Source organism: Novosphingobium resinovorum (assembly GCF_027922145.1).
GTDB lineage: Bacteria > Pseudomonadota > Alphaproteobacteria > Sphingomonadales > Sphingomonadaceae > Novosphingobium > Novosphingobium resinovorum.
In genome coordinates, this window is record NZ_BSFC01000024.1 from 383289 (window position 1) to 400125 (window position 16837).

Below are 16837 nucleotides of genomic sequence, written 5' to 3' on the forward strand. Positions count from 1 at the left end.
CGCAGGGTCGCCCTCTTGTTGGGCTCGAATCGCTCTTTGCAAGGATGACAAATCGCAGAACCTCCCATATGGGAGGGAGGTATGGCTCTGACATCCAACGACGAGACAGATTTGCTGCTGCCGCTGATAGCGGGGATTGGCGACAAGGCGCAGTTTGCCGAGTTTCTCGAGCGCCTGCGTCGCCGGAGCGATGCCGAGTACGTCAGCATCGTGATGAAGCAGGGCGACGGCCCGCATGCCCAGATCACCGACTTCCACGCCGGACGCGACTTGCGCAGCGAGGCGCGCGAACTCGATCCGTTCGAGATGCATGCGCTGGAGCGCCTGCGCTACGACCAGCTGCGCCCGGGCCGCGTCTACAGCGTCGGCGAGTTCGTGGACCACGATCCCGTCTTCCGGGCCGACCGCCTGGCCAAGATGGCGCGCCTCGGTATCGCCGACGAGCGGGTGGTGCGCCTGCCGCGTGTCGCGGAGACCGATGCATGGCTTATCCTCGCCCGCGCGAAACCTTGCGAGGCGGCGGACAGCGCCCTGCTCTCCTCGCTCGCGCCTTACGTGGAGGCGGCGCTGCGCAGCTATGTCGCGCTGGAGCACCACCGCATCCGCGCCAGCGTCAGTGCGCAGGGCATGGCGCGCAGCGCTACGGCGTGGATGGTGTTCGACCGCGAGGCGCGGCTATTGGCGATCGACCCGCGCCTCGATGCATGGATGCGCGGGAATCTCGGCTACACGCCGCGCGTGGGGGAGCGCCTGCGCGATCTCGGCGTCCATGCGGAGCGTGAACTGGGCGGGGCAGCCGTGCTGTTCGCCTCGTCGACACCGCCCCCGCCGCGTGCGGTAATGCTGCATGAGGACCCCCGGCTGGAAGCGCTGCTGACGGCCACCAGCGACATGCCGCGCCCCTCGATGCTGGCGCTGTGCCGCCTGCCCAATGCCAGAACGCCGGCGAGCGTGGAGCGCCTCACCCGCCTGTTCGACCTGCCCCCGCGCGAGGCCCAGCTGGCGATCGCGCTGAACGAGGGGCAGTCTATCGCCGAGGCGGCCGAAAACATGGGCCTGACGCTGGAAACGGCGCGCAACTACTCCAAGCGGCTCTACGCCAAGCTGGGCGTACGCGGGCAAGCGGAACTGGTGCGGCTGGTCAGCGACAGCGTGGCGGTGATGGGATAGCCGTTCAACCGTCATTGCGAGCGAAGCGAAGCAATCCAGGGCCACATAAACCGCCCTGGATTGCTTCGCTTCGCTGGCAATGACGGCGCTATGTGGTTCACCCCCAAAGCGCCTCCGCCGCCGCCAGCCCCTGCTCGCCGCGCCCGCCCAGTTCGGCGGTCAGCAGCTTGAGGCGATAGGTCCACAAGTGCAGCGGATGTTCCAGCGTCATGCCCATGCCGCCGAGGAACTGGTGATAGTCGTAGCACACCCGCTTCGCCGCCTCCTGCGCATGCAGCAGGGCCAGCGCGGCGTCGCCGGGATCGCCGGTCCCGGCCGCACGCAGGGCGAGCCAGTAGACCGAGTTGGTCATGACCTGATCCTCGGCCAGACGATGCCGCATGCCCTGGAAGGTGGCCAGCGGACGGCCGAACTGCTTGCGCTCTGACACGTAAGTCACCGTAGACGCCAGCGCCGCGCCCAGCAGGCCCGCGGCTTCGGCCGCGATTCCCACGCGCCACGACCGCAGCACTTCGGCGGGATCGACCTCATGCGCGGTCATCGCATCCGGAAGACCGGTCAGGAACGCCACGGGATAGGCATAAAGCGCATCCTCCTGCGCTCCCGCGATCACGCTCTCGTCAGCCTTGAAGCTGCGCACGCCCGAAGGCCCGACGATCACGACGCTCGCCCCCGGCCGCAGGAAACGCACCGGACCACCTGTGCGCCCCTCCTCGACCAGACACAGCGGACGCGGCAGGTCCGGATCGATAAGGGGGCGCACGAAGGACGATGCCGCCGCCTCCACCGCGAAGGGCAGCCGCGCCAGCTTCTCCACCACCAGCGCGGCGGTGACGGGGCCGAGTTCCTCGACCATCAGCACGTCGAGAAAACCGTTCTCGACCAGCGCCGCGTCAAGTTCCGCGCTTTCGAGCGTGAGACCGGCATCGTGCAGCGGCACGCCCGCGTAAGGCCGCGCGAGGCTGTCGATGAAGTCGAGGACCTGCCGCTGGTCCTCATTGAGAGACAGATGCATCAGCGCGGCTCCCGGGGCAGTTCCAGCACGTCGCTGGCGATGATGTTGAGCTGGATTTCCGCCGACCCCGCCGCGACGCCCGCGACGATCCCGCGCTGGTGATGCATCTTGAGATACGGCGAGGCCCCCGCGAGCGCTTCGGGCAGGAACTCGACGACGAATTCGCACACCGCCCGCTCGGCCATGACGGTGGCGTAGCGCGCGGAACTGGACTCCGCACCGATGGCGAGGCCATCGACGCGCTTCTGGACGACGGCGTAGTTCGCCGTGCCCGCGGCCTCGCACAGTGCGGCACAACGCGCCGCCTCGATCCGCACATATTCGCGCGCAAAACGGCCCTGCTCCTGCAGCATCGTCACCGCCCGGTCCAGCGCGGCGCGCGCCAGCGTGAAGCGCGGGATGCCGAGGCGCTCATTGCGCAGCGAATAGGCGACGATCTCCCAAGCCTGTCCTTCCTCGCCGAAGCGGGCGGTCTCGGGCACGGTCACGTCGTCGAAGAAGACTTCGTGAATGTCGCCCTCGCCGATCAGCGAGGGGATCTGGCGCACGGTGATGCCGGGCGTATCCATCGGCACCAGAATGATGGTGATGCCCTTCTTGCGGTCGTCGCTGGTGCGCGTCAGCAGGAAACAGGTGTCGGCAAGGCCCGCATAGCTGGTCCAGATCTTCTGGCCGCTGATGACGTAGTTGCCTTCGGTCAGCGTGGCTCGCGTCCGCAGCGAGGCTAGGTCCGACCCGGCGTCAGGCTCGGAAAAACCCTGACACCACAGCGATTCCCCGCGCGTGATCGGCTCGAGGTAGCGGGCCTTCTGCTCGGGCGTGCCGTACTTCTCCAGCGTCGGGCCGATCCAGTTGACGTTCATGTACTGGCCGCCGCGCGGCTCGCCCGCGATCCACATCTCTTCGGAAAGGATCTGCTGCTCCCACGGACCCAGGCCCTCGCCGCCCATCTCGAGCGGCCAGTGCGGGAAGAGAATGCCCGCGTCGGCCAGCTTGACGCAGAAGTCGCGCGCGAAGGCGGTCAGTGCCGGGGACGCAGGGCCGTGTTCCGAGAATTTCTCCCAGTCCGCAGGCAGGTTGGCGTGCAGGAAGTCGCGGATCTTGTGCCGGAAGGCGTCCTGCCCGGCGGTCCATTCGAATTGCATCGGGGCGGCGCCCTCCTCTCAGCCTTTCGTTAGGCACAGGCAGCCTCGCCCCACAACCGCCGGGGCGTTGGAATCGCTGGCGCGATTGCGCATCGACCACTTGTGCTGGAAATCGCCTGCGGAGTACCGCAAGGACACAGCGAAGAGATAAGAAAGGACACGGGTGAGCGAGAAGGCATTCGTCGCGGTGGCGAAACTCGATGAAGTTCCGCAGGGCGGCAAGAAAGTGGTCGAGGTGGGCGGGATCAGCGTGCTCCTCGTCGGCGCGCGGAATCAGGTCTACGCGGTGCGCAACTTGTGCAGCCACGCCTACGAAACGCTTGAATGCGGCCGCGTGCGTGCGGGGTGGATTTCCTGCCCGGTTCACGGCGCGCGCTTCGATCTGGAAACCGGCAAGCCGATAAACCCGCCCGCCTCGATGCCGATCGATACTTATGAAGTGCGGATCAAGGGCGACGTGATCGAGGTGGCGGTCTAACCTCCCGATATCGCCCGCGCGTACCGCCCCTTATGGACGCGCCGCCGTGCCCCGTGCTTGGACGGTGTCCATGACCGATACGCCCGATCTCGAAGCGCTGCGCCGCGAAGTGCGCGCCTTCCTAGCCGCCGAGGCGCCGACCGGCTGGCGCGACGCGAGCCGCACGCAGGACGACTTCGTCCGCACCCAGCGCGACTGGTTTACGCGGCTGGTTTCGGCAGGCTACGCCATCCCGCACTGGCCCGCCGCATTCCCCGGCGGCGGCCGCAGCCTGGCCGAGCAGAAAGTGATCTACGAGGAACTGGCGAAGGCAGACTGCCCGCGCCTGCTGCTCTCCTTCGTCTCGACGTACCATGCTTTCGCAACGTTGCACGAATGTGCGACCCGGGAGCAGCAGGACCGCTACCTCCCGCGCATCCTCGAGGGCGAGACATGGTGCCAGGGCTTCTCCGAGCCCGGCGCCGGATCAGACCTCGCCGCCATCAAGACCAGGGCGGAACGCAAGGGCGACGTCTACGTCGTCAACGGCCAGAAGGTCTGGTCGACGATGGCGCAGTTTGCCGACAAGTGCCTGCTGCTGGTGCGCACCTCCTCGGACGGCCCCAAGCAGGCGGGCATCACGTACCTGCTGATGGACATGAAGGCACCCGGCGTCTCTGTCCGCCCGATCCACCAGATCCAGGGCGACGAGGAATTCGCCGAGATCTTCCTCGACAACGTGGAAATCCCCGTCTCCGAGCGCGTCGGCGAGGAAGGCAAGGGCTGGGCCGTGGCGCAGGCGACGCTTGCCTCGGAACGCGGACTGACGCTGATGGAGCTGTCCTACCGGATGCGCGGCGCCCTTGCACGCGTTGCCTCGCTGATCCGCGAGCACGGACACGAGGACGATCGCGGAGTGCTGCGGGATTTCGGCGAACTGGTGACGCAAGTGGACGCCGTGTGCGCCGTCGCCGACCAGTTCCTGGACAACCGGATCAAGGGCATCGAGCGCATTGGCGACGCCTCCATCATCAAGAACAGCTACAGCCGCGCGCTCAGGGCCTATGCGAAGCTGGGCCTGCGCCTTGGCGGCATCGCGGAGCAATACGTAGCGCCGATCACCTTCGGCGACCTCAATACCGGCAACTGGATGGCGGACTTCATGAACTCCTATGCCTGGACCATCGCCGGGGGCAGCGAGGAAGTGCAGCGTAATATCATCGCCGAGCGCATGCTCGACATGCCACGCGAGCCGAAAGCCTGGGTGGCCTGACATGATCGAACTGAACGAACTGACCGACGCCGCGCAGAAGGCGTTTCCTGCCGATGCACTCTCCCCCGGCCGCGACGAAAGCTGGCGGCTGGTGGCGGAGATGGGCTGGCTGATGGTGCGCCTGCCCGAGGAAGACGGCGGCCTCGGCCTTGATCGAGAGGCTTCCGCCGCGATCCATTTCGAGATGGGCCGCGTGCTGGCGACGACGCCGCTGATCCCGGCGCAATTGGGCCTGCAGGCCGTGCTGGCGAGCGAGATTGCGGCGCGGGTCGAGTGGCTGGAACGGCTGGCGGGTGGCGAATACGCCCCCCTGCACCTGCTCCCCGCGAAGCTGGAGGCGGCACCGAACGGCACGCTTTCGGGCGTAGTCGGCGGTGTGTTCGATGCGGACATGGCGATGGCGGTCGTTGCGAAGCTGCCCAGCGGCTATGCCCTCGTGCCGACCGATGCGCCGGGTGTTTCTATCGTGGAGCGCGCGATCTGGGACCCCAGCCGGCGCCTGTTCGACATCGTTCTTGATGGATACGCGCCCGATCCGGCACTCATGCTCACCGATGCGGACGGCGCTGCAGCGCTGCACGACGCGCTGGCGCCCGAAGCGCACCTTGCCGTCGCCGCCGACTGCCTCGGTGCCGCGAATGCCGCGTTGGAACTCACCATCGAGTACATGAAGATGCGCCGCCAGTTCGACCGGCCCATCGCCATGTTCCAGGCTCTCAAGCACCGCGCCGCCGATATGAAGGCGCGCATTGCCGTGGCCGAGGCGCTCCTGTGGAACCGGGTGCGCGACGATGCTGCAACCCTCGTCCAGTGCGGCGCGGCGAAGACGCTCGCGGCCGAGGCCTTCGCATTCGTCACCGAAGAGGCGATCCAGCTTCACGGCGGCATCGGCCTGACCGAGGAACACCCGATCCACCGCTTCATGAAACGCGCGATGCTGAACCTGCAGCTTTGCGGATCGCCAGACCTGTGGAACGAGCGGACGGGGCGAGAGGCGCTGGGCTGACAGATCGGCCGGAGCAATTCGTCGTCCCGGACTTGATCCGGGACCGGTGGTTGTCTTTAGGCGCAGTTCATGCGGCAAGTTATCTAAGCGACGGGTAGGCTGTTCACGGGCAGCGGTCCCGGATCAAGTCCGGGACGACGGTAAGCAACGCCCTGCCCCGCCGCTCGTTGTGCCGGGCATGGCCAAGACTTCCGGACACATCCGCGACAACATCGTCCTCTACGGTGCGCTGACGGCGAACATGGGCATCGCCGTCGCCAAGTTCGTGGCGGCAGGTATCGGCGGCTCTTCCGCCATGGCGACCGAGGGTGTCCATTCGCTGGTTGACAGCGGTAACCAGATCCTGCTGCTCTACGGCCAGAAGCAGGGCAAGCGCGCAGCCGACGCCGCCCATCCCTTCGGCTACGGGCGCGAGCTGTATTTCTGGGCCTTCGTGGTCGCGATCCTGATCTTCGCGGGCGGCGCGGGCATCTCGATCTACGAGGGCATCGCCCATATCCGCGAGCCGCGCGCCGTCGAGGACCCGACGCTCAGCTACATCGTGCTGGGCATCGCCTTCCTCATGGAGGGCGCATCCTGGGCCATCGCGGTGAAGGAGTTCAACGCGGGCCGCGCCGGGCAGAGCTGGTGGCAGGCAATCCGCCGCTCCAAGGACCCGCCGGGCTTCATCGTCCTGTTCGAGGACAGCGCAGCGCTCATCGGCCTCACCATAGCAGCGGCGGGCATCTGGGCGAGCGGCCACTTTGCGGAACCAAGACTCGACGGCGCGGCATCGGTGGTGATCGGGCTGGTGCTGGCGGCCGTCGCGGTGCTGCTGGCGCGCGAGTCCAAGGGCCTGCTGATCGGAGAGGCCGCCGACCCGGCACTGATTGCCGGGCTGCGCGGGGTGATGGAAGGCAACCCGCACATCACCTCGGTCAACCATGTGCGCACCGTACACACAGGACCGGACGCGGTGTTCGTGGCGATCAGCGCGGACTTTGCCGACGACCTGCCGATGGGCGAGGCGGAAACGCTGATCGAGGAACTGGAGATGCGCATGAAGGCGCTGTCACCGAAGATCACCTCGATCTACATCCGGCCCGAGAAGCGCGAACAGGCGGTGCTGGGTTAAGTAAGGCCCACCCCTGCCCCCTCCCGCAAGCGGGAGGGGAATGAGAGACCTGCGCTCCGCCCTCCCGCGTGCGGGAGGGACGGTAGGCTTGAGAGCGCAGCGAACTAGCCGGACGGGGTGGGTATCAGATCGCCATCAGCCGCTTAACCTCCGCGACGATCTCGGGCGGCTGCACGAGATAGGCATCCTCCAGCTTCTTCGCGAAGGGCACCGCGCAGTACGGCGCACCGAGGCGGCCGACGGGAGCCTTGAGCTTGCCGAACAGCACTTCCTGCGCCGTTGCGGCGATCTCCGCGCCGGGACCGAAGTTGCGGCCCGCTTCGTGCACCACCAGCAGGCGTCCGGTCTTCTCGGCCGAGGCCAGCACCGTTTCCTTGTCCCACGGCGAGATCGTGCGCAGGTCCACCACTTCGACCGAGACGCCTGCCGCCGTCAGTTCCTCGACCGCCTGCATCACCGTGAACATCATCTGCCCGTAGGAGACGATGGTGAGGTCGCTGCCCGGTACGACCACGTTGGCCTTGCCCAGCGGGATCGGGCCCTGGTTGACCGGCGTGTCCATCGGCACGAACAGGGTCTTGACGCTTTCGATGATGATGACCGGATCGGGGTCCTGGATCGCCGAGAGATAGAGGCCCTTCATGTCGCCCGGGGTCCAGGGGATCACCACCTTGATGCCCGCGGTATGCGCGAACCACGCCTCGTAGAAGTCGGCGTGCTGCCCGGCGGTCTGGTTGCCGCCGCCGGTCATGGTGCGGATCACCAGCGGCACCTGGCTCTGGCCGCCCGACATGAAGCGCAGCTTGGCCGCGTGGTTCACGATCATGTCCATGGCGACGGTCGTGAAGTTCATCAGCATGATCTCGGCCACCGGCTTGTAGCCGGCCATGGCCACGCCGATCGCCGCGCCCATGATCGCCTGTTCGGAGATCGGGGTGGAGCGCACGCGGCTGGTGCCGAACTTCGTCGACAGCCCGCGCGTCACACCGCAGACGCCGCCGCCCTCGTTGTCGGCGATGTCCTCGCCCAGAACGAGGACCTTGGGATCGGCTTCCATCGCCTCGCTCAGCGCGGCGTTGATGGCTTGCAAGCCGTTCATCTTCACCGTCTCGACGACGGGGGCTTCGAGAGTTTCAGTGCTCATGCCGGAATCTCCTCGGCAAAGACGTCGCGGCGCAGTTCGTCGTCGGACGGGAATTCACAGGCCATTGCGTAGTCGATGGCGTCGTTTACTTCGGCCTCGATCCTCGCGGTCAGCGCATCGAGTTCCTCGGCCGAGGCGACGCCGTCGTCGATCAGCTTCTGGCGGAAGCGCGGCAGCGGATCGGCCTCGATCGCGGCGGCCTTTTCTTCCTTGGTCATGTAGGCGTCGTTGTCGCCGAAGACGTGGCCCATGAAGCGGAAGGTCTTGCACTCCAACAAGGTCGGCCCTTCACCGGCGCGGGCGCGCTCGATGGCGGCGTGGGCATGGGCATAAACGTCGAGCGGATCGTTGCCGTCGACCGTGTAGCCCGGCATACCGTAACCGGCCGCGCGCTTGGCGATGAAGTCCACCGAAGTGCCGTTCTCGTAGCGGGTGTGCTCGGCAAAGCCATTGTTCTGGCACACGAAGATCACCGGCAGCTTCCACACCGAAGCGAGGTTCAGCGCCTCGTGGAAGGCGCCGATGTTGCTGGCGCCGTCACCGAAATAGGCGACCGTCACCTGCTTCGTCCCGTCGAGCAGCGCCGCCCAGCCGAAGCCGTTGGCGATCGGCATCGAGGAGCCGACGATGCCGGTCGTCACCATCACCCCGGTTTCCGGATGCGTGAGGTGCATCGGGCCGCCCTTGCCCTTGCAGGTGCCGTCGACGCGGCCGCAGATTTCTGCCCACAGGGGACGCAGCGGCATGTCCTTGGCGACCATGTCGTGGATGCCGCGATAGATCGTGCAGATCTTGTCGTCGTTGTTGAGCAGCACCGAGATTGCCGAGGGAATGCACTCTTGCCCGCGCGCCGAATAATACGGCGCGGTGATGCGGCCGCGGCGGATCTGCTGACGGGTGAGGTCGTCGTTGCGCTCGATGCGGATCATTCGACGGTAGATGTCGACCTGTGTGGCGGCGTCGGGGATGGCCCGGTTGGTTGGCGTTTCGCTCATGATTCCTCTCTCGGACAGCTCGTGGCTGCTGGGATGGCTGAACATTGGTTCAGGGCAGGCCCCGCTGGCAAGGGCGAGTGAACCGCCCCTGCGGTATCTGCGTTTCAGGACACCTGGTTGCCGAGGCCGGCCGCGTGCTTGGCCGCGATCCAGCCGAAGGTCATCGACGGGCCGACACTCGCGCCGGCGCCGGGATAGACGCGGCCCATCGGCGATGCGGTGGTGACGCCGCATGCATAGAGCCCCTCGATCACCGAGCCGTCCTCGCGCAGAACGCGCGAATCGCAGTCGCACACGACGCCGCCGTAAGTCCCGACGTCACCCGGATAGACCGGGAAGGCATAGAACGGCGCCTTGTCGATCGTCCCCATCGTCTGGTTCGGGCCGTCCTTGAAGAACGGATCGCCGAGGAAGTTGTCGTAGGCCCGCTCGCCGCGCTGGAAATCCTCGTCGCGGCCGCCGCGCACGAAGCCGTTCCAGCGTGCGACCGTGGTTTCCAGAGCACCCGGGGGGACGCCGATGATCCCGGCCAGTTCGCCTACCGTGTCGGCCTTGCGCATCCAGCCCGAGGCGAGCCACTTGGCCATGTTCTTCTTGGCCGTGCCCTTACCGGCGACGGCGTATTCGTCCATGTATTGCTGGTCGAGGATCGCCCAGCTCGGCACTGCGGGCACGGTGCGGTTGCGCACCAGCATGGTCTCGCAGAACGCCTCGTAGGAGCCGCCCTCGTTCATGTAGCGCAGGCCCGACTGGTCGACCTGGATCGCATGCGGCTTGGCGGTGGTGCTCTGGGTGCCCGGCTTGACGTAGTCGGCGTCCCAGCCGGGCGCGTCGGTCATCTGGAAACCGACCATCTGGTCCATCTGCGCCAGCGCAGCCCCCTTCGCGGCGAGTTCGCGGTGCATGTCGCCGGTGTCGGTCTCAATGCCGTTGGACCACTTCGACTGCGTGCCCGGCATGTAGGTGTCGCGCATCGCCTGGTTCATCGAGAACCCGCCCGCGTTCATCAGGATGCCCAGCCGCGCGCCGATGCGCCATGGCTTGCCGTCCTTCTCGGTGACGACGCCGACGGCCTTTTCGCCTTCCATGATGACTTCGCTGACGGGCGAATTCACTCGGATGTCGGCCGCCTGCTTGTCCAGCACGGCCTTCAGCATCCGGCCCTGCAGCGCCGCACCCGCCGTGACCCAGTGCTTGCCGGTGAGCTTTCCGGCGACGAACTTGAAGGCGATCTTGATGAAGACGCGCTTGAGTTCCCACGAATGCTTCATGAACGGCAGCTTCATCCCGTCGTCCAGCTTCACCGGCACTTCGAGGAAGCCCTTGCGCAGCTTGGCCGCCCATTCCTTGCCCAGTTCGTTCTTGTCGAAGGGCAGCGCGGTGACGGTGCGGCTGGTCTTCATGCCGCCGGGGAGTTCGTCGTAGTAGTCGGGCCAGAAGCGGGAGCCGCGCTCCATCCGCACGCCTTGCGCGACGATGAAGTCCAGCATCTTCGGCGCCTCGACCGCATAAGTGCGGCGCCGCGCCGGGCTGGTGCCGGGGGATTCCGCATCGTCGGGCACCACGGCATCAAGGTACTGACAGGCGCGTTCCAGACTGTCCTCGCCGGGGTCCATGAAGCGGTTGCCGGGTATCCACATGACCCCGCCGGACTTCGCCGTGGTGCCGCCGACCCACTGCGCCTTCTCGAGGATCACGACGGTCTTGCCCGCCTGCTTCATCAACAATGCCGAAGCCATCGAGCCTGCGCCGCTGCCCACGACCACCCAGTCGAAAGTCTCGTCGAACTGCGTCATCGTGCCGTAACCTCTCCGCCTAGCCGCGCTGCTGCGCATGCGTTCAGCCCGGTAGATCGAACTTCGCCCGCTTTGGCAACGCGAGGGGCAAAGGTTTCGCCGGAGCGAAAGGTTTGGGCAAAATCGCGTTTTCGCATGGCCCTCGATACCGCCCGGCCTATGACGCTGGAGGGAAGAGGAGACCTGCCGAAATGACCGATACCGCGCCCGCCCTGCCGCAGTTGGCCACGATCGAAATGGCCCGCGAAGGACGGCTGCTGCGCATCACGCTCAACCGGCCCGAGGCGCTGAACGCGGTAAACCTGCAGCTTCACGACGATCTGGCCGAGGCGATGTGGTTCGCACAGGTCGATACCGGATCGGACGTCGTCGTGCTGACCGGCGCGGGCCGCGCCTTCTCGGCGGGCGGTGACCTCGACCACATCGAGAACAATGCGCGCAACCCACATCTCTTCGACCACGAGACGCGGGTAGCCAAGCGCATCGTCTCTACCCTGCTCGACATCGACAAGCCGGTGGTGTGCCGGATGAACGGCCACGCGGTCGGCCTCGGCGCGACGCTAGCGCTGCTGTGCGATGTGATCTTCGCCGCCGAGGGCGCGAAGATCGGCGACCCGCACGTCGGCCTCGGCCTCGTCGCGGGGGACGGCGGCGCGGTGATCTGGGCGCAGCGCATCGGCCTGACGCGGGCCAAGGAATACCTGCTGACCGGCGACCTGCTTACGGCCAGCAAAGCGGCCGAGATCGGGTTGATCAATCACTGCGTGCCGGCGGGCGAACTCGACGCGGCGGTCGATACGTTCTGCGCGAAGCTGCTGGCAGGCGCGACGGTGGCGATCCGGGCGACCAAGATCCTCACCAACCTCGAACTCAAGCGGCTGGCGACGGCGCTGATGGACGCGGGGATCGCCTACGAAAGCGTCTCGGTCCGCAGCATGGACCATCTGGAGGGCATTCAGGCCCTCAGGGAAAAGCGGCCGCCGAAGTTCGTGGGCCGCTGAGTCTCCTCACTTCGTCATTGCGAGCGCAGCGTAGCAATGATGAGGAAGGGTTAGCCCGGCACCACCCGCTCGCCGTGCTCGGTGAACAGCGCGGTGTAGCAGGTGCCCATGTCCTGCGCGTCGCTCTGCGTCAGTTCGCCCGACTTCGAGGCCGCGCCCAGCGCGCCGAGGAAGGCCATCGGGTCATCCGCCTCGATGTCGTAGATCGCGAGGAATTCGTTGGGATCCGCGCCCATCAGCCGCGCCGCCAGCTTGTAGCGCTGGGCGCCCGCCATGCCGAACGTGTTGACCAGTTCGGGCAAGTGCTTGGTGTCGTACCATTCGTGATACTCGGCCTCGCGACCGGGCTGCGGGCGAGTGAGCGCGACGAGCTTCATCTTCATGGCAATTCCTCTCTTCCAGACGTTCTTGCCGCCGAGGATTGGCCAGCCCCGACACCGATGCAAGCGGCCACTATCCGGTTGCCGAAAGCATCGCCCCGCCGTCCCTGGCGAACACCGGACACGATCCGAACGGCTCCTCCGCACTCACCGCGATCATCTCCTGCACCGCGCTCTCTCCGCGATACTCGCGCGGGTTGGCGCCGAAGACGCGCTTGAACATGCGGCTGAAATGCGCGGGGCTCTTGAAGCCGACGCCATAGGCGATCTCCCCGATCGACACCTCGCGCGGGTCGGAAGCCGCGAGCCAGTCCCTCGCCTTCGCCAGTCGCTGCTCCCAGACCAGTTCCGAGAACGAGGTGTCGCGCATCCGCAGCAGGAACGAGAGATAGCGCGGAGAAATGCCGCAGCCCTTCGCCACCATCGCCGTCGACAGCAGGGGATCGGCGAGGTGGACCTCAATGAACCGCAGCACCTGCTCCAGCCTCCGCTCGGCGATCGACAGGCGGGCGGGCGCGGTGTCTTCCCCCGCGCGGATGGCATTGCCGATCAGGCCGAGCGCGGTATCGACCAGAAGCCGCGCCGACGCCTCGCCGATGCGCCCCTCGTCGGCCAGCACTTCGTCCAGCAGAGTCTCGGCCAGCGCGAGTTCGGCGCGCTCCATCGCCATGAACAGGCCGTTGTTGAATTCCTGCCGCACGAAGCCGCGCAGGATGTGGGTGGGCACGGCGAGGTTCAGCACTTCGTGCATTCCGTCCTGGCCTATCCGGCACTCCACGCAGAACGGCGACATCGAGCGGGTGATGAGGAAGTCCCCGGCTTTCGCCACCTTGCCGCCGCACTGGTTGGAGACGGCGAGTTCCCCCCGCTTGACGAACCACAGGATCGAGAGGTCCGTCGCATCCTCGCGAATATGACGGCGCGAGCGGCGGAAGAACAGATTGGCGGCCGAACGTCGCCGTATGATCGAGATTGCACCGACTGCCTTGCGCTCCGAATGCAAGTCGGCGGTCGCCGCATCGTCCGCGATCCAGATGTCACCCCGGCAGTATTCCTGCCCGCGACTGCCGTGAAACAGGCAATCGCGGTGCTCGCGCATCTGGAACGTGAACAGAGTCTCCGCCATGGCTCTCTCCCGATGGCGGGACCGAGGCGCTTCTGTCGGCGTCGGTGCTCCCCACCATTCGTATCACCTGTGCGGGATGCTACCCGACATTGTCGGCAAATCGACCGGCATTGCGTACACGGCCGTCTAGCATCGCCCGGGCGTTACTCCATTACCAGCACGACCCGGCCAGCAGCCTTGCCCGAGAAGGCCGCGTTCATCGCCTCGGCATGACGCTCAAGCGGATAGCGTTCGGCGATCGCGGGGGAGAACACACCCTCGCCAGCCAGTTCCATCACCTTGCGCCGCAGGGCGGCGGCCTCGGTGGGACGCCGCAGCGCGTGATCGCGCATCTGCACGCCCACGAGGCTGGCGCTCTTGAGCAGCGGCAGGTTCGTGCGCAGCGCCGCGATCCCGGCGGTGAAGCCGATCACCAGATGGCGCCCGTCGTAGCCGAGATTGCGGAAGGCCGGTTCGCTGGCCTCGCCGCCCACGGGATCGAAGACGATGTCGACGGGCTTGCCGTCGTTCGCCGCCATGACCTGATCGCGCCAGTCCTGCGCGCCGGTGGTGACGACCGCATGCGCCCCGCCCGCCAGTGCCGCCGCCTGCTTCTCCGGACTGGATGCCGAGGCGATGACGTGCAAGCCAAGGTGCCTGCCGACCTGGATTGCCGCGTATCCGGTCCCGCCCGCCGCGCCGAGCACCAGCAGCGTCTCGCCCGGCTTCGCGCGCCCGCGATCGGCCAGCGCGTAGTACGCGGTCTGGTAGTTCACCGCGAAGACAGCGGCCTGCTCGAACGTCATCGCCTCGGGCACTTTCGCCATGTTGGCGGCGGCGAAGAGATTGGCCTCGGCGAACAACCCGCCGAGCCCGCCGCAGAACACGCGGTCACCGGGGGCGAGGTGCGTCACGCCCGGCCCCACCGCCTCGACCAGGCCCGCCGCCTCGCTGCCGGGGATGAAGGGCATCGGCGGCTTGAACTGGTAGTGCCCCATCGCTGTCAGCACATCGACGTAGGACACCCCCGCCGCCTTGATGGCGACGCGCACCTGACCCTCGCCGGGAGCACCGGGGTCGAACGCTTCGAGGACATAGCTCTCCGGCGGCCCGAAGGCGCGGCCGATGACCGCGCGCGGGCTCAATGCTGCCCCCCGTCGCAGCGCACGATCGAGCCCGTCACGTTGACCGAGGCAGGGCTGGCCAGGAACAGCGCGGCGGTGACGATCTCCTCCGGGTTCGCCGCATGCCCGCGCGGGATCGGGATCGGCCCCTGCCCCTTGTCGGGCCATGCCTCGACGATATCGGTGCGGAATGCGCCCGGCGAGAGCGTGTTGACCCGCACGTGCGGCGCATATTCCCACGCCAGCGAGCGGCTCATCGCATTGAGCGCGGCCTTGGACGATCCATAAGTCACCACCTGCGGTAGCGGCATCATCGAGCCCGAGGAGGTCACGTTGATGATGCAACCGCCCGGCCCGCCTGCCTCGGCGCGGTCGAACATGCGCTTGCCCACCAGTGTCGAAAGGCGGAACGGCCCCTTGAAGTTGAGGTTGAGCACGGAATCGAACAACTTCTCGCTGACTTCGTGGCTGGGCATGCGCGGGCTCATCCCCGCATTGTTCACAAGGATATCCACAGCCCCGAAAGCCGCATAGGCCTCCTCGACCAGCCGCTCGCATTCGTCCCAGCGGCCGACGTGGGCGCTGATCGCCATCGCCTTGCGGCCAACACCGCGCATTTCCTCGCAGACCGCCTCGCAGACATCGAGCTTGCGACTGGCGACGATCACGTCGGCACCGCGCTCGGCGAAAGCGCGGACCATCTGGTAGCCCAGCCCGCGCGACCCGCCGGTGACGAGCGCGACCTTGCCGGTGAAGTCGAACAGCGGGTCCATCTCAGGCATCTCTCGCATTCGGGTAGCGCTCCAGCGCCTTCGCGGTGCGCGTCGGGATATGCTCAGTCGGAAACATCCCTTCCGCCGGCCGCACCCGCTTGAGATAGGCGCGCGCCAGTTGCGAGCGGTGCGCGTCGGTCGGCCCATCGGCGAAGGCCAGCGCCATGTTGCCGCCGTACCATTTGGCCAGCGGCATATCGAGCGAGATGCCCAGAGATCCATGCACCTCCAGCGCCCGCCCGACGACGTTCGCATAGACCGAGGCCATCGCCACCTTGCACATGCCGATGTGTTTGCGCGCCGCGCCGTGCTTCAGGCGGCCCGCCTCGATCTCGTCGATCAGCCATGCGGTCTTGAGCACCAGCAGGCGGAACTGCTCCAGTTCGATCACCGAATCGGCGATCTTGGCCTGCACCAACTGGTGATCGCCCAGCATCGCGCCCTTGGTGCGGCGCGAGACGGCGCGTTCCAGCATCATGTCGAGCGCGCGGTTGCACATGCCCACCGTGCGCATGGCATGGTGGATGCGGCCCCCACCCAGCCGCGCCTGCGCCACCTTGAATCCTTCGCCCGGCCCCCCGAGCATATGATCGAGCGGCACCCGGACCCGGTTGTAGCGGATATGCGCGTGATGCCCGTTCTCGGGATCGAAGTCCCCGGCGATGGCGACGTTGCGCAGGATCTCGATCCCCGGCGTGTCGGCGGGAACGACGAACATGCTCATCCGCTCGGTCAGCGGGGCGTCCGGATCGGTCACGGCGATGACCAGCAGGAAGCTGGCGAACCGGGCATTGGAGGAGAACCACTTCTCGCCCTCGATCACCCATTCGTCGCCTTCCTGCACGGCGCGGCATGTGAAGACGTCGGGGTCGGCGCCGCCCTGCGGCTCGGTCATCGAGAAGCACGAGACGATCTCGCCGGCCATCAGCGGGCCGAGGTACTTCTGCTTCTGCTCCGCCGTGCCGAACAGGGCGAGGATTTCGGCATTGCCGGTATCGGGCGCGGCGGTGCCGAACACCGTCGGCGCCCAAGTGGAGCGGCCGATGATCTCGTTCATCAGCGCCAGCTTGACTTGTCCGTAGCCGGGACCGCCAAGATGCGGGCCGAGATGGCAGGCCCAGAGCCCCTGCGCCCTCACCTGCTCCTGCAGCGGCTTCAGGTGCCGCCGGGCGGCCGCGTAGGAGGGATCGAACTGCGCGCCCTGTTCGGGGAACAGCAGGTCCATCGTCTCGCACTCGTCGCGCACGAAGCGGTCCATCCAGTCGAGCCTGGCCTGGAACTCCGGGTCCGTCGAAAAATCGATCATCGTTCTCTCCCATTCCTCCCCGTACCGGAGAGG

At 66.8% G+C, this 16837-nt stretch carries 16 protein-coding genes; 6 read left to right on the plus strand and 10 right to left on the minus strand.

Annotated features, from left to right (window positions below):
* Positions 1 to 81: 81 nt before the first annotated feature.
* Positions 82 to 1170 (plus strand): helix-turn-helix transcriptional regulator, encoded by a 1089-nt coding sequence (locus tag PKE80_RS16790; RefSeq protein ID WP_271183478.1) that lies wholly within the window; start codon positions 82 to 84, stop codon positions 1168 to 1170.
* A 97-nt stretch (positions 1171 to 1267) separates the two neighbouring features.
* Here the strand turns inward: PKE80_RS16790 and PKE80_RS16795 are convergent, their stop codons facing one another.
* Positions 1268 to 2185, minus strand: coding sequence for an acyl-CoA dehydrogenase family protein (locus tag PKE80_RS16795; RefSeq protein WP_271183479.1), 918 nt, complete (start codon positions 2183 to 2185; stop codon positions 1268 to 1270).
* Complete coding sequence (locus tag PKE80_RS16800) at positions 2185 to 3330, minus strand: acyl-CoA dehydrogenase family protein (RefSeq protein WP_271183480.1); 1146 nt, start codon at positions 3328 to 3330, stop codon at positions 2185 to 2187. The genes PKE80_RS16795 and PKE80_RS16800 overlap by 1 nt, the downstream gene beginning before the upstream one ends.
* 163 nt (positions 3331 to 3493) lie before the next feature.
* Here PKE80_RS16800 and PKE80_RS16805 point away from each other — a divergent pair, with 163 nt between their 5' ends.
* The 4 genes from PKE80_RS16805 (at position 3494) to PKE80_RS16820 (ending at position 7180) form a co-directional block, all read left to right on the plus strand.
* Positions 3494 to 3808 carry a Rieske (2Fe-2S) protein gene (locus PKE80_RS16805; protein ID WP_271183481.1) on the plus strand — a complete coding sequence of 105 codons (315 nt, stop codon included), beginning with the start codon at positions 3494 to 3496 and terminating at the stop codon, positions 3806 to 3808.
* A gap of 70 nt (positions 3809 to 3878) precedes the next feature.
* Positions 3879 to 5060, plus strand: a complete 1182-nt coding sequence (locus PKE80_RS16810; RefSeq protein ID WP_271183482.1) for an acyl-CoA dehydrogenase family protein — start codon at positions 3879 to 3881, stop codon at positions 5058 to 5060.
* A 1-nt stretch (position 5061) separates the two neighbouring features.
* The gene (locus PKE80_RS16815; RefSeq protein WP_271183483.1) at positions 5062 to 6066 is read left to right on the plus strand and encodes an acyl-CoA dehydrogenase family protein; all 1005 of its coding nucleotides are present in this window, start codon (positions 5062 to 5064) and stop codon (positions 6064 to 6066) included.
* Positions 6067 to 6244: 178 nt separating this feature from the next.
* Complete coding sequence (locus PKE80_RS16820; RefSeq protein WP_271183484.1) at positions 6245 to 7180, plus strand: cation diffusion facilitator family transporter; 936 nt, start codon at positions 6245 to 6247, stop codon at positions 7178 to 7180.
* 124 nt (positions 7181 to 7304) lie between these two features.
* On the opposite strand, the gene PKE80_RS16825 is transcribed toward PKE80_RS16820, so the two are convergent.
* From PKE80_RS16825 to PKE80_RS16835, 3 genes are all read right to left on the minus strand, one after another.
* The gene (locus PKE80_RS16825; RefSeq protein ID WP_271183485.1) at positions 7305 to 8324 is read right to left on the minus strand and encodes an alpha-ketoacid dehydrogenase subunit beta; all 1020 of its coding nucleotides are present in this window, start codon (positions 8322 to 8324) and stop codon (positions 7305 to 7307) included.
* Positions 8321 to 9319, minus strand: a complete 999-nt coding sequence (locus PKE80_RS16830; RefSeq protein WP_271183486.1) for a thiamine pyrophosphate-dependent dehydrogenase E1 component subunit alpha — start codon at positions 9317 to 9319, stop codon at positions 8321 to 8323. The genes PKE80_RS16825 and PKE80_RS16830 overlap by 4 nt, the downstream gene beginning before the upstream one ends.
* A gap of 104 nt (positions 9320 to 9423) precedes the next feature.
* Positions 9424 to 11115, minus strand: coding sequence for an FAD-binding protein (locus tag PKE80_RS16835; RefSeq protein ID WP_271183487.1), 1692 nt, complete (start codon positions 11113 to 11115; stop codon positions 9424 to 9426).
* 191 nt (positions 11116 to 11306) lie between these two features.
* On the opposite strand from PKE80_RS16835, the gene PKE80_RS16840 reads away from it, so the two are divergent.
* Positions 11307 to 12116 carry an enoyl-CoA hydratase/isomerase family protein gene (locus tag PKE80_RS16840; protein WP_271183488.1) on the plus strand — a complete coding sequence of 270 codons (810 nt, stop codon included), beginning with the start codon at positions 11307 to 11309 and terminating at the stop codon, positions 12114 to 12116.
* Positions 12117 to 12166: 50 nt separating this feature from the next.
* Here PKE80_RS16840 and PKE80_RS16845 read toward each other — a convergent pair whose 3' ends face one another.
* The 5 genes from PKE80_RS16845 to PKE80_RS16865 all read right to left on the minus strand — a co-directional run bounded on the left by PKE80_RS16845 (position 12167) and on the right by PKE80_RS16865 (position 16804).
* Positions 12167 to 12499 (minus strand): hypothetical protein, encoded by a 333-nt coding sequence (locus PKE80_RS16845; protein WP_271183489.1) that lies wholly within the window; start codon positions 12497 to 12499, stop codon positions 12167 to 12169.
* A 70-nt stretch (positions 12500 to 12569) separates the two neighbouring features.
* On the minus strand, positions 12570 to 13622 hold the full coding sequence (locus tag PKE80_RS16850; RefSeq protein WP_271183490.1) for an AraC family transcriptional regulator: 1053 nt from the start codon (positions 13620 to 13622) through the stop codon (positions 12570 to 12572).
* Between the two features lie 143 nt (positions 13623 to 13765).
* Positions 13766 to 14746, minus strand: a complete 981-nt coding sequence (locus tag PKE80_RS16855) for an NADPH:quinone oxidoreductase family protein (protein WP_271183491.1) — start codon at positions 14744 to 14746, stop codon at positions 13766 to 13768.
* Positions 14743 to 15507 (minus strand): SDR family NAD(P)-dependent oxidoreductase, encoded by a 765-nt coding sequence (locus PKE80_RS16860; RefSeq protein ID WP_271183492.1) that lies wholly within the window; start codon positions 15505 to 15507, stop codon positions 14743 to 14745. The genes PKE80_RS16855 and PKE80_RS16860 overlap by 4 nt, the downstream gene beginning before the upstream one ends.
* A complete protein-coding gene (locus PKE80_RS16865; RefSeq protein ID WP_271183493.1) occupies positions 15500 to 16804 on the minus strand; it encodes an acyl-CoA dehydrogenase family protein in 1305 nt (434 codons plus the stop codon). The genes PKE80_RS16860 and PKE80_RS16865 overlap by 8 nt, the downstream gene beginning before the upstream one ends.
* Positions 16805 to 16837 lie beyond the last annotated feature (33 nt).

Bases quoted from the DNA above. Each gene is read 5' to 3' on its own strand.
- PKE80_RS16865 (WP_271183493.1), bottom strand. From the start codon at position 16,804: ATGATCGATTTTTCGACGGACCCGGAGTTCCAGGCCAGGCTCGACTGG.
- PKE80_RS16845 (WP_271183489.1), bottom strand. From the start codon at position 12,499: ATGAAGATGAAGCTCGTCGCGCTCACTCGCCCGCAGCCCGGTCGCGAG.
- PKE80_RS16800 (WP_271183480.1), bottom strand. From the start codon at position 3,330: ATGCAATTCGAATGGACCGCCGGGCAGGACGCCTTCCGGCACAAGATC.
- PKE80_RS16860 (WP_271183492.1), bottom strand. From the start codon at position 15,507: ATGCCTGAGATGGACCCGCTGTTCGACTTCACCGGCAAGGTCGCGCTC.
- PKE80_RS16795 (WP_271183479.1), bottom strand. From the start codon at position 2,185: ATGCATCTGTCTCTCAATGAGGACCAGCGGCAGGTCCTCGACTTCATC.
- PKE80_RS16840 (WP_271183488.1), top strand. From the start codon at position 11,307: ATGACCGATACCGCGCCCGCCCTGCCGCAGTTGGCCACGATCGAAATG.
- PKE80_RS16815 (WP_271183483.1), top strand. From the start codon at position 5,062: ATGATCGAACTGAACGAACTGACCGACGCCGCGCAGAAGGCGTTTCCT.
- PKE80_RS16850 (WP_271183490.1), bottom strand. From the start codon at position 13,622: ATGGCGGAGACTCTGTTCACGTTCCAGATGCGCGAGCACCGCGATTGC.
- PKE80_RS16790 (WP_271183478.1), top strand. From the start codon at position 82: ATGGCTCTGACATCCAACGACGAGACAGATTTGCTGCTGCCGCTGATA.
- PKE80_RS16830 (WP_271183486.1), bottom strand. From the start codon at position 9,319: ATGAGCGAAACGCCAACCAACCGGGCCATCCCCGACGCCGCCACACAG.
- PKE80_RS16835 (WP_271183487.1), bottom strand. From the start codon at position 11,115: ATGACGCAGTTCGACGAGACTTTCGACTGGGTGGTCGTGGGCAGCGGC.
- PKE80_RS16825 (WP_271183485.1), bottom strand. From the start codon at position 8,324: ATGAGCACTGAAACTCTCGAAGCCCCCGTCGTCGAGACGGTGAAGATG.
- PKE80_RS16810 (WP_271183482.1), top strand. From the start codon at position 3,879: ATGACCGATACGCCCGATCTCGAAGCGCTGCGCCGCGAAGTGCGCGCC.
- PKE80_RS16820 (WP_271183484.1), top strand. From the start codon at position 6,245: ATGGCCAAGACTTCCGGACACATCCGCGACAACATCGTCCTCTACGGT.